This is a genomic window from Streptomyces sp. NPDC005281, from assembly GCF_040607495.1.
Lineage (GTDB): Bacteria > Actinomycetota > Actinomycetes > Streptomycetales > Streptomycetaceae > Streptomyces.
Genome location: NZ_JBEXGX010000005.1, coordinates 185,841 through 200,944, shown reverse-complemented (window position 1 = coordinate 200,944; position 15,104 = coordinate 185,841). Strand labels below are relative to the sequence as shown.

Genomic DNA, 15,104 nt, shown 5'->3' with positions numbered 1-15,104 from the left:
GTCGCGGAGGAAGCGGTTCCGCGTCCCGCGTGTCAGCCGCTCGGCCCCAGGATCTCCGCCAGGTCGTAGCCGACCGGCTCCTCCAGTTGTCCGTACGTGCAGCTCTCGGCCGTGCGGTCGGGACGCCATCGGCGGAAGCGGGCCGTGTGGCGGAACCGTACGCCGTTCTCCATGTGGTCGTACGCCACCTCGGCCACCCGCTCGGGCCGGACCGGGATCCACGACAGGTCCTTCTTCGCCGACCATCTGCTCGGCGCGCCCGGCAGCCGGGCGCTCTCGTGCGCCGACTCCTGCGCCCAGGCCGCCCAGGGATGATCGGCCGCGTCCTCCAGCCGCAGCGGCTCCAGCTCCTCCACCAGTTCCGCCCGCCGCTTCATCGTGAACGCGGCGCTCACGCCCACGTGCTGGAGGGTGCCTCCGCTGTCGTACAGGCCCAGCAGCAGCGAGCCGACGACCGGTCCGCTCTTGTGGAAGCGGTAGCCGGCGACGACGACATCCGCCGTCCGCTCGTGCTTGATCTTGTACATGGCGCGCTCGTCCCGCAGATACGGCAGCGTGAGGGGTTTCGCCATGACCCCGTCGAGGCCCGCGCCCTCGTACTGCTCGAACCACCGCTGCGCCACCTCGCGGTCCGTGGTCGCGGGTGCGACGTGCACCGGCGCGCTCACCCCGGACAGCGCCGTCACCAGCAGGGTGCGCCGGTCGCCCAGCGGAACGTCGAGCAGCGACTCGTCGGCCAGCGCCAGCAGATCGAAGGCCACGAACGAGGCGGGGGTCTTCTCGGCCAGCATCCGCACCCGTGAGTCCGCGGGATGGATCCGCTCCGTGAGCGCGTCGAAGTCGAGCCGGCCGTCCCTGGCGATCACGATCTCCCCGTCCATCACACAGCGCTCCGGCAACCGCTCCCGCAAGGCCTCGACGAGCTCCGGAAAATACCTGGTCAGCGGCTTGCCGGTGCGGCTGCCGATCTCCGTCTCGTCGCCGTCGCGGAACACGATCGCCCGGAAGCCGTCCCACTTCGCCTCGTAGTGCATGTCCGGCGGGATCTTCGCCACGGACTTGGCGAGCATCGGCTTCACGGGTGGCATCACCGGCAGATCCATACTTCGACTCTAAGAGCCGTCCATGGTGTCCGCGCGCTGCACGGTTCGTCCGACAGACGCCGTTCTTCCTGCGCTTTTGCGGTCGTCTGATGGCAGCACTGTGAGACGAGTGTGAGACGGCCGCCCCGCCGGCTACGGCTCGGTGGCCGTCTCAGGCTTGTCCGTGTCGGCATCGCTGGCGAGCACGATCCGCCGAACCTGCTGGCGGGTGTACCCCGTTGCCTCGCAGATGTCCTTCTGCGCGACGCCGTCGACGTCCGCCTGACGGATGGCCACGGCCAGCTCCTGCCGCAGGACCTCCGCCCGCTGCTCGGCATCCCTGAAGCGCTGCGCGAACTGCGCCAGTGATCGCTTATCCATGGCACACAGTGTTCCATCCGTCGTCATGGAACATGATGTTACCTATGAAGGCGTCAATGTCTATGGCTGTGATGCTTGACGAGGGAACATCATGTTCCCTAGAGTGGAGGTGTCGGCAAGGGAGACCAGCCCCGACAACGCAAGCGGCCCCCGACGGTGCGTCAACACCGGCCGAGGGCCTACGGAATCCACCTGCGCTAACAGGGAGAACCGATGCTCAACCTTCTCATGAGCCCCCGTACCGCCCGCACTGTCCGCGGCCTGCTCGGCACCGTGGCCGACGCGGTCCGCTCGCTCGTCACCCCCCGCCGCCCTCGTCGAGGCGCAGCAGCTGGAGACCATCGAGACGGAGACCGCCCCGGACCCGGCCGGTGTCTACGCCGCCGACCAGCTGCCGGAGGTCGAGGCCATCGAGACCGCCGCCGCCGAGTTCGCGGCTGCTGCCGACCAGGCCCGCACCGCGGACCGCGCCAAGCGCAAGACCCGCAAGCTCCTCGACCGCCTCCCGGCCGGCCTGTACGGCGGATGGCTCGTCTCCCGCACCCCGAGCAGCCGGCAGACCGCCGACCTCGACGCGATCCGCGCCACCTACGAGCGCCTCGGCCTCGGCCCGGTCCCGATGAAGCAGTCCGCGTCGTCCCTCAAAGTCGAGCGCGTCGACGTCCCGGCCCTCACCGCCTAACCCGCTCTCCGCCCCACGGCCCTGCACAAGCAGACGGCCCCGGCAGGTGTAGCGAGCACCCGCCGGGGCCTAGGGCCGAACCCCGCCACAACCTGGGGAGAAACGACCTTGCCTACCAGCCTAGCCCCCACCGTCACACCGCCCATCGTGACCAAGGCAGCCCCCGGTCGGCGCCTGATCTCCGCCCCCGTCATCCGCCGCGGCGACTCCGACCCGAACATGGACGAGGCCCTGCGCCGCGTCCGCGCCAAGCAGGTGACCCGATGACGCACACCGACATCCCCGAGCCCATCCGCGGCCTGCTCGCCGCCGTCCTCGAAGCCCTCGACATCCCGCACCCGGCAACGATCGGCCACGCCGAGGTGTGCGACCGGATCCGCAACCAGCGCGTCCTGCACGCCGTGATGGCCCTCCGCTCGATCCTTGACGACAAGCCGCTGATGGAAACCGAGTGGACGACCGCCTACCTGCGCGAGCAGCTGGCCCTGCACCCGGCGACCGGCTACGTCACCACCGACCAGGCCCGCGCCGGCATCGCCGAGGGCAAGACCTGGGCCGAGGCAGTCACCCTGCCCACTGGGGAGGGCGAGTGACCGAGCCCCGCATCGTTACCCTGGCCACCGCCGACCACGGCGACGTCACCCTGCCCGAGCCCTGGTGGTGCGCAGGGCACGCCAGCCACGACCCGCGCACGCAGCACGTCGACCTCATCCACTCCGGCCCCACCCGCGCCTGTACCCACCGCGGCGCCACCCTTCTCACCGCCGAGCTGGTGCAGTCCCCCTTCGCCAGTCTCCCCGACCCGCACCTCGGCGGCCCGACACCCGGCGTCTCCATCTCCCCGCTCGGCGAGACCCTCGACCCCACCGAGCTGTACACCCTGGCCGCCGACCTCGACCGGTTCTCCGACGTCCTCCGCGACCTCGCCGACAAGCTGGCCGCCATCCGCTCGGAGAACACCGAGTGAGGCGCGGCCCCGTCCGCCGCCCGACCGAGGCGGCCGCCATCCGCGCGGCCGCCCGGTCGGCCCGGCCACTCCCGCCTGTCCCCGCCCTCATGGCTGCGCTGCTCGACGCGACCGCGCGCAGCGACCGCGAGGGCACCACGCTGGCCGCGCACCGCGTTGTGCGCGCCGCCGCCCCGGAGGTCGGCTCATGAACCTCGTACTCCACTGGGCACCAGCCCACCCGACCGCCGTCGTCGGCGCCACAGTGACGCTCCTCGTCGCCGTCACGCTCGCCGTCCGCGCCGTCCGCAAGACCACCGCCCGCCCGCCGGCTGCCGTCCTCGTCGCCTCTGTCGCCGCGATGGCCTGCACCGCCTACAGCGGCGACACCTCATGGCGCTTCGCCGAGAACCGCCTCGGCATGACCTCGACCAGCGAACGCAGCGCCCTGTTCCTCGCCGCCGAACTGGCCCTCTTCTCCTGCGCGCTGATGGCCCGCCAGAACCTCCGCACCCAGGGCACGCCCGGCGCCCCCGGTGTCCTCGTCTGGGTCATCACCGGCGTGCAGGTCATCCCCGCCTACTCCGAGTCCGGGATCGTCGGCGGCACCGTCCGCGCCGTCGTCGGCCCGATCCTCGCCGCACTGCTGTGGCACCTCGCCATGGGCATCGAGCTGCGGCACACCAAGCCCGGCACCGACTCGGGCAGTCTGCCCGCGCTGCTCGCCCGCGAGGCCCGTGAGCGGCTGCTGTCCCGCCTCGGCCTCGCCGTCCGCGACCGCACAGCCGAGCAGATCTCCCGGGACCGGTGGACGGTCAAGGCGGTCGCCTTGGCCGCGAAGCTCGCCGACACCCCGCCCGCCGGCCGCGGCCGGACCCGGCTGTCCCGGCGCCTGTCCGTGGCCGTGGGCAAGGCACAGGCCGGGGCGAGCGAGGAGCAGAGGCACAAGCTCCTCGACCTGCTCGCCGCCCGCCGGCACGCTGCCTCCCTGGCCACGATCGACCTTGCCTCGCCGTGGGAGGACGCCGTCGAGGTGACCGTCGAGCAGGTCGCGGAGGAGCGGAAGGAACTGCCGCCCGCGCCGCGGCCCCGGGTCGTCCCGGCCGGCGTCCGTCTGCTGCCGCTCGTCTCCCGCCCGAGCCAGCAGGTGGTCATCCCCGACTCCGTGCCCTGGCACTGGAAAGACGCCAGCGCCGGTGCCGGCCTCCAGAGTGACGACGCTCCGAAGATGACCGCCGTCGTACCCGTGGAGACCCCCCGCCAGGTGGTCACGCAGGTGGTCACGATCACCCCGGCTGAGCTGCTGAAGCGGGCGCAGCGCCTCGACCGCGACCGGTCATCCACTTCCGGCCGCCGGGTGACCATCCCTCAGCTGCAAGACGAGTTCGGACTCAGCCGCCGCGAGGCCACCGAGCTGCGCCGCCAAGTGGTCACCCCGGAAGGACGGTGATGGTCATGCGCTGGCTTCTCCTCGGCGCCCTGGCGGGCCTGCTGCTCGCCTACCCGCAGCTCCTCGGCCTGGCTCTCGCGGTCGTCGCCGCGGTCCTGTCCAAGCCAGTGCTGGCTGCTTTCGGGCTCGGCCTCGCGACCCGTGCGTCCCTGCCCCGTGTTCGGAGGTGGACGCGATGACCGAGCCCAACCCGCTCGCCAAGGCGGAGGCCGCCCTCGCGGAGGCCGCCGACAACACCGACATCGTCCGGATCGTCGCCGCCGTTCTCGCCGCGCAGCAGGCCACCCAGCAGCAGCCCGCCCCGCCGGCCCCGGCTCGCCCGGAGTTCGACGCACGGAAGTGGCTTGTCATCGGTGGCGTCGTCGTCTCCGTCGGCCTGGTCGGCGCCCTGTTCGCCGTGGCCATCGCCATCGGCGCAACCTGCGCGACCGCCTGCCTGCTCATCCTGCGGTCGGTATGGCGCGACTTCTCCAAGGGCCGCTGACCCTTCCGTCCCACAGAGGTCCTTCCGGGATGTCTGTCGGGCGGTGGGGCCGGACAGCCCGGCCCGTGACCAGGAGGAACCCATGCACCGAGCAGCGCACCTGAACTTGGCGGACGAGGCGCTCACCAAGGCGGAGAGGCTCGCCGGGTGGGCCGAGGAGGCGGCGCGTGGCGACGGCCCGCACAAGGCCGCTCCGTATGCCGCCGCCGGAACTCTGTGGGACTCGATCGCCCGCACCCACCTGCTGATCGCCGAAGCCACGCCCGCCGACGGCGTAACCCGGGAGGTCTGACCATGCCCGCCTCATACACCAGCCGCGAGAAGCGCCGCCTGGCCTGGCTCAGCCTCAAGGCCGCCAAGCAGTCGTTGGCCGGCGACCGCAACGCTGACACCATCGACGACCGGATCAAGCGCGAGGCCGAGCGGATCGGCGAGCGCGCCGAGGAGCGCGGTAAGGCCGAGGTCGCCGAGCTGGAGCGCCGCCTGAGCGAAGCCCGCCGGTCCGCGGCCAGCGCCCGCGTGACCATGCGGACCAGCAGCGGTCAGGAGCGTGCCACCGCGCGTCGGCAGATGCAGGACCACGAGCAGGCCGGCCGCCGCATCGAGGGCGAGCTACGCCGCTACCGATAGCCGCGCCCCGGGGTGGCCGTCCACCGACCAGGAAGCCGGCCACCCCGGGCGTCCCACACCTCACCGAGAGGCAGGACCCGAACAGCATGACCGAGAACGTGATCCAGCTCCACAAGGACATCCCCCCGGACGCCCACGCGTTCACCGAGGACGCCAAGGACACCCTCACCGAGACCATCATCGACGTCGTCCCGGACGCCGAGCCCCGCCCCGTCGACCCGCCCGCCGAGCAGGCCCCGGCCGGCACCTGGATCGCCGAACGACAGGCCTACCTCGCCGACGCCCCGCCCGTCGTCCCCACCTTCCTGCGCAACGCCACCGAGTTCGCCACCGCAGCCCGCTGGACCGCCTCCTACTACGGCCACGTCACCGCCTTCCACACCGTCCGCCTGCCCGTCTACGCCCTGCGCCTGCTCACCCGCGCACCCCGCGGCCTCGCCCGCATGGTCCTGCGCTGGGGCAAGTGGGTCGCCGACACCGAAGCCCGGCCCGTCGAGGCCAAGGCGGCCGCATCTGCGGACATCGACGCCTGGCTCACCCTGTCCCGTGAGCACTCCCGCCGCGTCCGCCCGCGCCGTACCGCCTCCGTGGCCGTCGCCACGGCCACCGGTATCACCACTCTGGCCGGCTGCTTCCTCGCTCCAGGCTGGACGCTCACCGCCACCCTCGCCGCCGCCACCCTCGTCGGCCTCAACGGCAAGAAGCGCGACGGCAAACCGCTGGTCACCCGCTACGTCGCCACCAACGTGCTGCGCCGCCTCGACTCCACCGAGGTCCTCGACGCGCTCGCCGCGATCGGCATCGAGGGCAAGAAGGGCCGCCGCGGCGTCGAGTTCGCCGCCGAGGTCATGCGCGACGGGCCCGGCTGGCGCGCCGAGGTCGACCTGCCCCCGGGAATCGAGGCCACCGCCGTCCTGGAGAAGCGCGCCGCGCTCGCCGCCGCGATGCGACGCCCCATCAGCACCGTGTGGCCCGAAGCCGACCGCACCGCCCACCCCGGTCGCCTCATGCTCTGGGTCGCCCAGCGCGACCCCGCGAAGTCCGGCCGCAAGCTGTGGCCCCTCATGAAGCAGGGCACCGCGGACGTGTACGAGCCGCTCCCCTACGGCTTCGACCCGCGCGGCAACCTGATCGACATCACCCTCATGTACTCGAACCTGCTGGTCGGCGGCATCCCGGGCTCCGGCAAGACGAGCTGCGCGCTCGCCATCGTTCTCGGCGTCGCCCTCGACCCCACCGCCGAACTGTGGATCTATGAGTTGAAGGGCTCCGGCGACCTCGACGCCGTCAAGCCCGTCTGTCACCGGTACGTATCCGGCGACGACGATCCTGACCTCGAGGCCGCCATGGCAGGCATGCGCTCCGGGATCGCCGAGTATCAGCGGCGCGCCAAGTTCATCAAGGGCCTGCCCGCCTCCGAAGTTCCCGATGGCCGCCGCGTCACCCGCGCGCTCGCCGAGAAGTACCCCGAGCAGCAGCTCGGCCCGCGCGTCATCGTCATCGACGAAGTGCAGGAGCTGTTCACTCACGCCGACTACAAGGAAGAGGCTGGCGCCCTCGCCACCCGCCTGATCAAGAAAGGCCGCGCCTACGGCCTCATCCTCATCCTGCTCACCCAGAACCCTGACGCCCCGTCCCTGCCCTCCAGCGTCTCCAGCAGCGTCGGCACCCGCCTGTGCCTCGCCGTCATGGACTGGCGCGCCAACAACAACGTCCTCGGCACCGGCGCCTACGACCGCGGCCTGCGCGCCACCGACATCAGCATCGACGAGCAGGGAACCGGCATCCTCGCCCGCGGCCGTGAAGGCATCACCGTCCGGGCCGCGTTCATCAAGCAGACCGAGGCCGAGGACATTGGCAAGCGCGCCCTCGCGCTCCGCACCGCCGCCGGCACCCTCACCGGTCAGGCCGTCGGCGCCACAGTCGAGGAGCAGGACGTCGAGACCGTCGTCGACCACGTCCGTGCGATCTGGCCGGACGGAGTCGAGACCGTCCACTCGCACCGGCTCGTCGAGGCCCTCGCCGCGTACCGGGCCGACCTGTACCGGCCGTGGACCGAGATGGACGCCGCCGGTGCCTCCACCGCCCTGAGCGCGGCCTTGAAGCCCTTCAAGGCCGCCACCCGACAGCTCACCATCCGGGAGTGCTGCGGCGGCGCCAAGGGCCTCCGCTACGCCGATCTACCCGCCGCCGAGGACGGCGAATAGACCCTCTGAGCCGGTTTCGGATCAAGCCTGTGGTTTCACCTTGATCCGAAACCGGTTTCGCCCCCGATATCGGCCCCGAGCTGGGAAGTTTCGAGTTTCGACCCCCGGCCCGAGAGGCTCCAACAGCCCTGGAATCGGTCTCCGCGACCGGGTCCGCCAGCGACACCACGAACACAAGACGAAGCCCCGGCCCCGGTCCCCCTGGCCGGGGCTTCGTTGCACTGGCAGGCCTACAGGCTGTCGAGGATCTGCGTGCGCCGCTGGGTGTACTCCTCATCCGACACGAGGCCCTGGCCTCGCAGTTGGTCGAGTGTGGCCAGGCGGCTTGCGACGTCCGGCCCAGCCGTCGGCGCAGCTACCGCCGGGCTCGCAGGCGCTGCGCCCGGGGCCGTTCCCTGCGCAATGTGGCGGCGCAGGTCGTCCGCCAGAATCTTGCCATCGTTCTTCAGCACGTTCTGGATGTCCGCCCGGTTGCCCGAGGTGTACACCGTGAGCGTGCCCGTGAGCATGCCGCCCTGCCACTGCACCGAGGAGATCTTCCCGTAGGGGAAGTCCTCGACCGTCTGCTGCATGATCCCGTTCTTGTAGAAGATCAGCCGCAGGTTGGTCATCGCGATCAGCCCGATACCGCCGGCGTAGTGCCCTTTGGCGAGCATTTCAACCGTCTCGCCCTCCCACAGCACCGAAGGCAGTCTCTCGATCTCCCGCTTCGCCCCGAAGGTGCTGCTCAGCCTCGCGGCAGCAGCGTCGATGTCCGGTCTTACGTTGAACGTCACCATGACGTCCCCCCTCTCACTTTGTGCCCGGATCGTACAGACCGGTTCGAGACTTCACGCGCCTGCCTCCTCCTCGCATCTGACCCCTCTGATCTGCGAGTATCGCCCGACCTGTGCCGTACGACATCAACTGATGTGCCAGCGGCGGGAGATCAAGCTGTTCGGGAGCCGAGAACGTGCCCGCGGTGCCGTGGGAAGAAGGTGCGGTTGCGCCTCGAACGCCGGGCGCACAACGTGTGGCGCCGGACGCATGAGGTCGGTACGAGGTGACCGACGGGCCAGCGGCTGTGGGCCCCTAATCCGCGTGAGCAATCGCGATTGCGCGGTACAGGAACGCGGTCCGCTCCTCCTCCATCTGCCGCAACGCCTCGCTCAAATCCACACCGAAGTACCCACCGAAGGCCCGTATGACCGTCTCGACTGAACCCATCGCGACCATGACTGCCGCCATCACCGTCGCCGCCTCCCCCGCAAGGCCGTCCCCCTCCGCCAAATCCTTCCCGCGGTTGATCATCCACGGACGGTTGTGCGCTGCCCCCGAGGTCAGCCTGTACGGCGCCGGCAGCCACGAGGGCATGGCCTTGGCCGCGCGCTCTGTGATGTTGATGTCCAGGGGCGCGGACTCGCTGCCGAAGCTGTAGCCGATCAGCTTTCCCGGCTTGTTGTGCCGCTCCACGGCCTGGCACTTCCGCAAGGCGTCCTCGACGTAGTCCAGCATCTGGCGTGCCTCGGCAGGATCCTGCCCATGGGCTTCGGCCTGCTTCTGTACATACGTCGCGTCGGTCCTCCAGATTCCTGCCAGCCGGGCAAGGCGCCGGTTCAGGGGAATGGCGGGATCGAAGAGGTACTCGGAGAAGAGCACGCCCTCCATGACGACGCGTGCGAGCGTGAGCGGCGACCAGACGGGGGGTGGCTGCATGAGAAGGTCGTGCTCCAACGCACGCACGTGGTCGAGTGCGTTGTCTTTCGTAGTGTCCGCAATCTCGAGCAGCAGGCCATGAAGGCTTCCGCGCTCGCTCCGCAGCGGCTCGCCGAGCGCCTCGATCTCAGCGGCCTCCTTGTGGAATGGGGAGTTGGCGTTCTTGTCGAAGGCTTCGGGATCCTTCACGCGGAGTGCGTCGTCGGCAAGTTCGCGGTACCGCTCGAGGATCGCGGCGGCTTCGTTCGCGAACTCCTCAGTGATCGGAACGGTGAAGAGGCGTACGGTCTCGCCCTCGGGCATGACGTCGTTCATGCGCAGAACGGTAAGCATCCGGCATCTGTCGTGTCATGCCGATAACGGCTGGGGCGTTGCTACCCAACCGGGGACGCGGCGCGCCCCAGCAGAGAGGCCGACCCCCGTCACTCGTAGGCGTCAATTCCGCTGAAGACCCCACACACCGTCTCCCACCCCAGCACACTGCGCCTCACGCCTTCACCAACGGGAGACCCACATGGCCAACCCTTACCTCACCCAGCCCCTCACACCCGCCCGCCCCCGCATGTTCGACACCCAGCGCGCCAAGGTGATCTGGATCCTCGTGCCGATCCTGAGCGCCGGCCTGGCCGCGGCTGTCCCGTTCGTCGTCGCCGCGGTGAAGGGCGTGGTGAAGCCGTGGCTTGCGGTCACGTACGTGGTGGGTGAGATCGCGGTGTTCTCGGTCGCATTCGCGATCAGTCCGAACTCGGACGACACGTCGCCGGTGCCTGGGTTTCTGCTGGTGTTGCTGATGATCACGGCGGCGACGCACACGGCGTTGCTCGACAACGACAAGATCAGCATCGGGAAGTAGCGGCTCCACAGACCAGTGCCCGCCCGGGTAAAGAGGGCGGGCACTCGCATGACCGTGCTCATGCTCACTGCTCCCAGACGTCGGGTCCGCCGCCGCGCCACTCGATCAGCTCGGACCGGACCACATCCATCTCGTTCCAGTCCTGCAGGCCCGCGGTCTGCATGAACGCTGCGACGTCCTGCACGGAGAAGGCCCGGCCGAGGATCACCCCGTCCACCCGGACGCGCCGGCCGCCGTCCTCGTCGGGCGGGTAGATCACCACGGGCTTGGCAGCGGTCATGATCACAGCGTGCCGTGGGGCGAGTTCCCCCGCATGTCACGGGCACCAGTCGCAGTAGCGCGGTGCCCGCAGCAAGCGGCCATCTGGGTCACAACCTGGACACACTGCCCGCACCGCATCCACGGACCGCTCATGATGCCCCTTCAGGCACCATCGTTCCGGGGGGAACCATGCACACCCGCACCGCCGTCACCGCTGTCCTGCTGCTCGCAGCCACGGTCACCGCATGCAGCAGCTCGACCGACAACAAGCCGCTTACCACGAACCCCAAGACCACGGGCAGAGCGACCGCATCAGCCGCGGCCAAGACTGGCCCACTCAAAATCGGTACCGGCCACCACTGGTCCGACACCGACACCGATGGCAGCCACATCAGCGGAACCACGACCGTCATGGGCTACACCCAGCCGATCAAGATGGACGACCCTTACTCCCATGGCCTCTCCGACTTCGAGCACCCCGTCTGGGCCACCCTCGACGTCAAGCTCTGCGCCGACTCCAGCAGCACCACCGTGATGTCCTCCCAGGAGCCCTGGGCTCTTGGCTTCCCCGACGACACCCGCATTCAGGCTCCGTTCGTCAATGGGGAGGGCGTACCCAAGCCCGAGTACCCCATCGGCAGCACTGCCGTGAAGGCTGGCTCTTGCCTTCGAGGGAAGATCACGTTCTCCATGGAGCGCGGCACCCGCCCCAACCAGATCATTTACAGCCCCGATGGCCGCGACCCGGTTGAGTGGTCCGTACCCAAGGCGTAGCCCCAGCACGTCGGTCACGAGTGCGTGAGAAGGGCGAGTCCGAGCGCTTCATGAAGGTTCGGACATGCCTGCGGTGCTGTGGCCGGAATCTCTGGCTGCGCCTCGGACGCCGGGCCCACAACGCGTGGCGTCGGACGCACGACAGTGGCAACGGATAACACCTCCCCACGCTCACGGCTGGCAATGTCAGTCAAAGAGCCACCAGACAAAGCGGGAGGCCCACATTTGCAACCAGCTCAGGCCAAGGATGAAAACGGCGGAGCTGGCGAACACAAAGCCACGTCGCAGCAAAACACCGAGCTTGGTCAGGCCATCCTCGAAACCAGGTGCCCACGGGTCTGGAGCAAGCCGTCTTACGCTCCACACCCACAGGCCCGCGAGAAGGCCGAAGGTTCCACCCAGCGCCACCCAATCCTGAATGGGATCGTCGGTCGGAATCCAAATCCAGGCCGTCACGGCAGATCCAAGACCAGCCAATGTCAGCCCTCCTGTCTCTCCCGCCAGCTCAGTGAGCGATGTGTGCGCGGCGACGAGCCGTTGAGGCACCCGGCCCCGCACGGTCTGCCAAACGTCAATCGCGGGACCCAACGTGCTCGTGCCGTACGCCATGGCCAAAACAAAGTCCCAATAGGAACGAGACACCGCAAGCTCCCCTTACGTTCAGGGGGCAAAGGATGTCGTAGGCGGATCTTTCGCCGCCACCCGCCACGCGCACCGCTGGCACCAGAGATCGCCTGTGCCTCGCTTTTGGCGCCCCCCGAGTCCCACGCGAGTGTCAACACCTCGACGAACTCACAGGTCAGCGATCCAGCGCACCTTCGGTGCGCGCCGGGGGCGTGGTAAATCCCGTGTGCGCGCCGGAGGTGCTTCTGTCTGCCCTGACCTGGGGTGGTGCCGTTCGGGATCGTGGTGGTGTCCGTTCCGGACGAAACCGATACTTCTGTGATGCCGGCGAGCTCGCAGGTCAGCGTGGTGCCGGGGGCCGTCCACGGGAACCGTGGAGTGTTGCTCTGAAGCACGTGCGTCAGAATTCCTGATTCACCCTGGCCCTCCCGGAACGGCGTACTCGGCTGTTCGGCACGGGAGGGAGCAAGGCCGTGGACGTGATGCACGAACGCTGCGTGGGCCTCGATATCAGCAAGAAGGACGCCAAGGCATGTGTCCGTACTCCGAGTACGAAGCGGCGGGGGGCCTTCACGACCGAGACCACGACGTGGGGATCGACGACGAACGCGGTCCTCGCCCTGCGCGACCATCTGCTCGCCGCACGGGTGACGCTGGTGGTGATCGAGGCGACCTCGGACTACTGGAAGCCGTTCTACTACGTGCTGTCCGAGGGCTTGAACGTGATCCTGGTCAACGCGCGGCAGGTCAAGAACCTGCCCGGCCGCAAGACGGATGTCTCGGACGCGGCCTGGCTGGCCCAGCTTGGCGCCCACGGCCTGGTGAGGCCCTCCTTCGTGCCGCCCGAACCGGTCCGTGAACTACGCGACCTCACCCGGGCCCGGACCACCGCCACCCGCGAACGCTCCCGCGTGGTGCAGCGGCTGGAAAAACTGCTGGAGGACACCGGCATCAAACTCTCCGCGGTCGCCTCCGACATCATGGGCGTCTCCGGCCGAGCCATGCTCGAAGCCCTCATCAGCGGCGAAGCCGACCCGCAGGTCCTCGCGGAGCTGGCCAAGCGCAAGCTCCGCAACAAGATCCCCGAACTCACCGAGGCCCTGACCGGACGCTTCCGCGAGCACCACGCGTTCCTGACACGCCTGCATCTGGACCACTACGACCAGCTCACCTCCGTGATCGACCAGCTCTCCGGGCGGGTTGAGGAGGCGATGGCTCCCTTTCGTGACGCCCTCGATCTGCTCGACACCATCCCCGGGATCAACCAGGCCACCGCCGAAGTGATCGTCGCGGAGACCGGCGGCGACATGACCCGCTTCGCCACCGCCAAACACCTCGCGTCCTGGGCCGGGGTCTGCCCCGGCCACCACGAGTCCGCCGGCCGCACCAAGAACACGAAGGTCCGGCCCGGCAACCCCTACCTCAAAGGCGCCCTCGGCCTCGCGGCATTCGGCGCGGCGAGAACCAAAGACACCTATCTGCAGGCCCGTTACAAGCGGCTGACCGCCCGTCGCGGCCCGCTCAGGGCATTGGTCGCCGTCGAACACTCGATCATCACCGCGATCTGGCACATGCTCACCGACAACGTCCCCTACCACGAGCTCGGCGGCACCTACTTCACCCAGCGCGACCCCGAACGCGCCACCCGCCGAGCCATCAACCAGCTCAACCAGCTCGGCTACACCGTCACCCTCAACCCGAGGGAGCACGCCGCTTGACCGACAGCCCCAAACAGCCGGCGGCCCGCCACGACCACCGGGCACCCAGCCCTGCCCACACCCACCCTGACCAGGCTCTATTTACGCGTCAGAGGCCTGCACCGCATCCTCTATGAGGTGTGAGGGATCGTCGCAGCCCGCTCACAGATCAATCCGCAGCGGGCTTGCTGCCCATCTTGCGGGCCAACTGAGCGGCCCGCTCCGGGGTCACCAATTCCACCCGGCCGCGGAAAGCGCCCTTCACCACGAAGAAACCGGAGAACTTCCCCTGCGCCCCGATCCCACGGCACTCGTACAAGCCGTTTCCAGCGAGCGGCCATCCGTAAGGCGGGCCGCTGCGGCTGAGGAACGTTCGCGCGTACACGTACTTCGTGTTCGTGCCCCGGATCTTGGCAACCCAGCCGATCGAGTTGTCACTGATCACTCGACGCGGCGTGATCGACACCATGGGGAACACCGCGGCGGGGTCCGCGGTAGCGATGTTGACGGGAGCGTCCAGGGGCGCCGTTGATGCCGCCTTCTGCTCTGGGGTGGCGTGCAGGGTGCAGACCGGTGGGCGAGAGCCGAGGCCATACCAGGCCATGACCGGCTTACTGCATCGGTTCCCTCTGCTTGTCGTCGCCGTGCACTGGCTCACGCTGCCCCCTGTTCCTCACGTCGTACCTGCTCAGCGACTGTTTCGGCAGGACAGTACATGCCGCCTCCGGCGGGCTCAGCGGCCCCCTGCCCGCACGCTGCTCTGGACTCGGATGCCTCGGGCCGTGCGTCAGGCGCGGGCTAGCTTCCGGTGATCTCCCCAACTCGCTTCACCACGGCGTTCAGGTGGTCGGTGCCGATGGACATCTCGGCGGCCATCAGATCGAACGACGCCTGGTCCTCGCTTGCTGCGCCCACGGTGCAGGCCGATGCGGACTTCCCCAGGTGATCGAGCGCCAGTTTCCAGCGCTTGGCGAGCGTCTCGTCCGGCATCGGGTCTTCCTCGGCTGCCGCTTCGATATCTGCGGTGAGTTGCGCGCAGCTGGTCTGTAGTGCCGCCAGGTCGACTGGGTCTGAGTCCTTGTCCACTTGCTTCAGGCCCTTCATGAGGACGCCGAGGGTGTCGGTGCCGCCCGCATCTGCCCAGGCGCGGAGTTTGGTCGCAGGATCGGCGCTGGGGCTTGCCGATGCCGACGCTGACGTCGTCGACTGCTCAGGCGCGGCGCTGGTGCCGCCGCAGCTGGTGAGTGTGAGTACGAGCGCGACTGCCGTCGTCGCAACCACAGGCCTGATACGCATGATCCCCCCAAGGACAGATGAGCCAGAACACGGATGCTGCTC

The 15,104-nt window shown here is 69.1% G+C and carries 21 protein-coding genes; 12 read left to right on the top strand and 9 right to left on the bottom strand.

The window, feature by feature from the left end:
* Positions 1-32: 32 nt before the first annotated feature.
* The 3 genes from ABZV42_RS09905 to ABZV42_RS09895 form a co-directional block, all read right to left on the bottom strand.
* On the bottom strand, positions 33-1,103 hold the full coding sequence (locus tag ABZV42_RS09905) for an ATP-dependent DNA ligase (RefSeq protein WP_355982849.1): 1,071 nt from the start codon (positions 1,101-1,103) through the stop codon (positions 33-35).
* 132 nt (positions 1,104-1,235) lie between these two features.
* Positions 1,236-1,463: a hypothetical protein gene (locus ABZV42_RS09900; protein ID WP_356051516.1), complete on the bottom strand. Its 228-nt coding sequence runs from the start codon at positions 1,461-1,463 to the stop codon at positions 1,236-1,238.
* 298 nt (positions 1,464-1,761) lie between these two features.
* Positions 1,762-2,172, bottom strand: a complete 411-nt coding sequence (locus ABZV42_RS09895; protein ID WP_356051514.1) for a hypothetical protein — start codon at positions 2,170-2,172, stop codon at positions 1,762-1,764.
* 236 nt (positions 2,173-2,408) lie between these two features.
* Between ABZV42_RS09895 and ABZV42_RS09890 the strand changes: the two genes are divergently transcribed.
* The 9 genes from ABZV42_RS09890 (at position 2,409) to ABZV42_RS09850 (ending at position 7,862) form a co-directional block, all read left to right on the top strand.
* Complete coding sequence (locus tag ABZV42_RS09890) at positions 2,409-2,738, top strand: hypothetical protein (protein ID WP_356051512.1); 330 nt, start codon at positions 2,409-2,411, stop codon at positions 2,736-2,738.
* The gene (locus ABZV42_RS09885; protein WP_356051510.1) at positions 2,735-3,112 is read left to right on the top strand and encodes a hypothetical protein; all 378 of its coding nucleotides are present in this window, start codon (positions 2,735-2,737) and stop codon (positions 3,110-3,112) included. The genes ABZV42_RS09890 and ABZV42_RS09885 overlap by 4 nt, the downstream gene beginning before the upstream one ends.
* Complete coding sequence (locus tag ABZV42_RS09880; RefSeq protein ID WP_356051508.1) at positions 3,109-3,303, top strand: hypothetical protein; 195 nt, start codon at positions 3,109-3,111, stop codon at positions 3,301-3,303. The genes ABZV42_RS09885 and ABZV42_RS09880 overlap by 4 nt, the downstream gene beginning before the upstream one ends.
* Positions 3,300-4,541 carry a hypothetical protein gene (locus ABZV42_RS09875; protein WP_356051506.1) on the top strand — a complete coding sequence of 414 codons (1,242 nt, stop codon included), beginning with the start codon at positions 3,300-3,302 and terminating at the stop codon, positions 4,539-4,541. The genes ABZV42_RS09880 and ABZV42_RS09875 overlap by 4 nt, the downstream gene beginning before the upstream one ends.
* Before the next feature lie 5 nt (positions 4,542-4,546).
* Positions 4,547-4,720 carry a hypothetical protein gene (locus ABZV42_RS09870; RefSeq protein ID WP_356051504.1) on the top strand — a complete coding sequence of 58 codons (174 nt, stop codon included), beginning with the start codon at positions 4,547-4,549 and terminating at the stop codon, positions 4,718-4,720.
* The gene (locus tag ABZV42_RS09865; RefSeq protein ID WP_356051503.1) at positions 4,717-5,025 is read left to right on the top strand and encodes a hypothetical protein; all 309 of its coding nucleotides are present in this window, start codon (positions 4,717-4,719) and stop codon (positions 5,023-5,025) included. The genes ABZV42_RS09870 and ABZV42_RS09865 overlap by 4 nt, the downstream gene beginning before the upstream one ends.
* Positions 5,026-5,107: 82 nt before the next feature.
* Positions 5,108-5,317: a hypothetical protein gene (locus tag ABZV42_RS09860; protein WP_356051501.1), complete on the top strand. Its 210-nt coding sequence runs from the start codon at positions 5,108-5,110 to the stop codon at positions 5,315-5,317.
* Positions 5,318-5,319: 2 nt separating this feature from the next.
* A complete protein-coding gene (locus tag ABZV42_RS09855; protein ID WP_356051499.1) occupies positions 5,320-5,655 on the top strand; it encodes a hypothetical protein in 336 nt (111 codons plus the stop codon).
* An 86-nt stretch (positions 5,656-5,741) separates the two neighbouring features.
* A complete protein-coding gene (locus tag ABZV42_RS09850; RefSeq protein WP_356051497.1) occupies positions 5,742-7,862 on the top strand; it encodes an FtsK/SpoIIIE domain-containing protein in 2,121 nt (706 codons plus the stop codon).
* A 230-nt stretch (positions 7,863-8,092) separates the two neighbouring features.
* On the opposite strand, the gene ABZV42_RS09845 is transcribed toward ABZV42_RS09850, so the two are convergent.
* Complete coding sequence (locus ABZV42_RS09845) at positions 8,093-8,641, bottom strand: PH domain-containing protein (protein WP_356051495.1); 549 nt, start codon at positions 8,639-8,641, stop codon at positions 8,093-8,095.
* Positions 8,642-8,933: 292 nt separating this feature from the next.
* Positions 8,934-9,872 carry a hypothetical protein gene (locus tag ABZV42_RS09840; RefSeq protein ID WP_356051493.1) on the bottom strand — a complete coding sequence of 313 codons (939 nt, stop codon included), beginning with the start codon at positions 9,870-9,872 and terminating at the stop codon, positions 8,934-8,936.
* 199 nt (positions 9,873-10,071) lie between these two features.
* Between ABZV42_RS09840 and ABZV42_RS09835 the strand changes: the two genes are divergently transcribed.
* Positions 10,072-10,410: a hypothetical protein gene (locus ABZV42_RS09835; RefSeq protein WP_356051491.1), complete on the top strand. Its 339-nt coding sequence runs from the start codon at positions 10,072-10,074 to the stop codon at positions 10,408-10,410.
* Between the two features lie 64 nt (positions 10,411-10,474).
* Here ABZV42_RS09835 and ABZV42_RS09830 read toward each other — a convergent pair whose 3' ends face one another.
* Positions 10,475-10,690, bottom strand: coding sequence for a hypothetical protein (locus tag ABZV42_RS09830; RefSeq protein ID WP_356051489.1), 216 nt, complete (start codon positions 10,688-10,690; stop codon positions 10,475-10,477).
* A gap of 170 nt (positions 10,691-10,860) precedes the next feature.
* Between ABZV42_RS09830 and ABZV42_RS09825 the strand changes: the two genes are divergently transcribed.
* Positions 10,861-11,445, top strand: coding sequence for a hypothetical protein (locus tag ABZV42_RS09825; RefSeq protein WP_356051487.1), 585 nt, complete (start codon positions 10,861-10,863; stop codon positions 11,443-11,445).
* 186 nt (positions 11,446-11,631) lie between these two features.
* Here the strand turns inward: ABZV42_RS09825 and ABZV42_RS09820 are convergent, their stop codons facing one another.
* Positions 11,632-12,087, bottom strand: coding sequence for a hypothetical protein (locus ABZV42_RS09820; protein ID WP_356051485.1), 456 nt, complete (start codon positions 12,085-12,087; stop codon positions 11,632-11,634).
* 455 nt (positions 12,088-12,542) lie between these two features.
* Between ABZV42_RS09820 and ABZV42_RS09815 the strand changes: the two genes are divergently transcribed.
* On the top strand, positions 12,543-13,787 hold the full coding sequence (locus ABZV42_RS09815; RefSeq protein WP_356051483.1) for an IS110 family transposase: 1,245 nt from the start codon (positions 12,543-12,545) through the stop codon (positions 13,785-13,787).
* Between the two features lie 148 nt (positions 13,788-13,935).
* Here ABZV42_RS09815 and ABZV42_RS09810 read toward each other — a convergent pair whose 3' ends face one another.
* Positions 13,936-14,370, bottom strand: a complete 435-nt coding sequence (locus ABZV42_RS09810; RefSeq protein ID WP_356051481.1) for a hypothetical protein — start codon at positions 14,368-14,370, stop codon at positions 13,936-13,938.
* Between the two features lie 194 nt (positions 14,371-14,564).
* On the bottom strand, positions 14,565-15,047 hold the full coding sequence (locus ABZV42_RS09805; protein WP_356051479.1) for a hypothetical protein: 483 nt from the start codon (positions 15,045-15,047) through the stop codon (positions 14,565-14,567).
* Positions 15,048-15,104 lie beyond the last annotated feature (57 nt).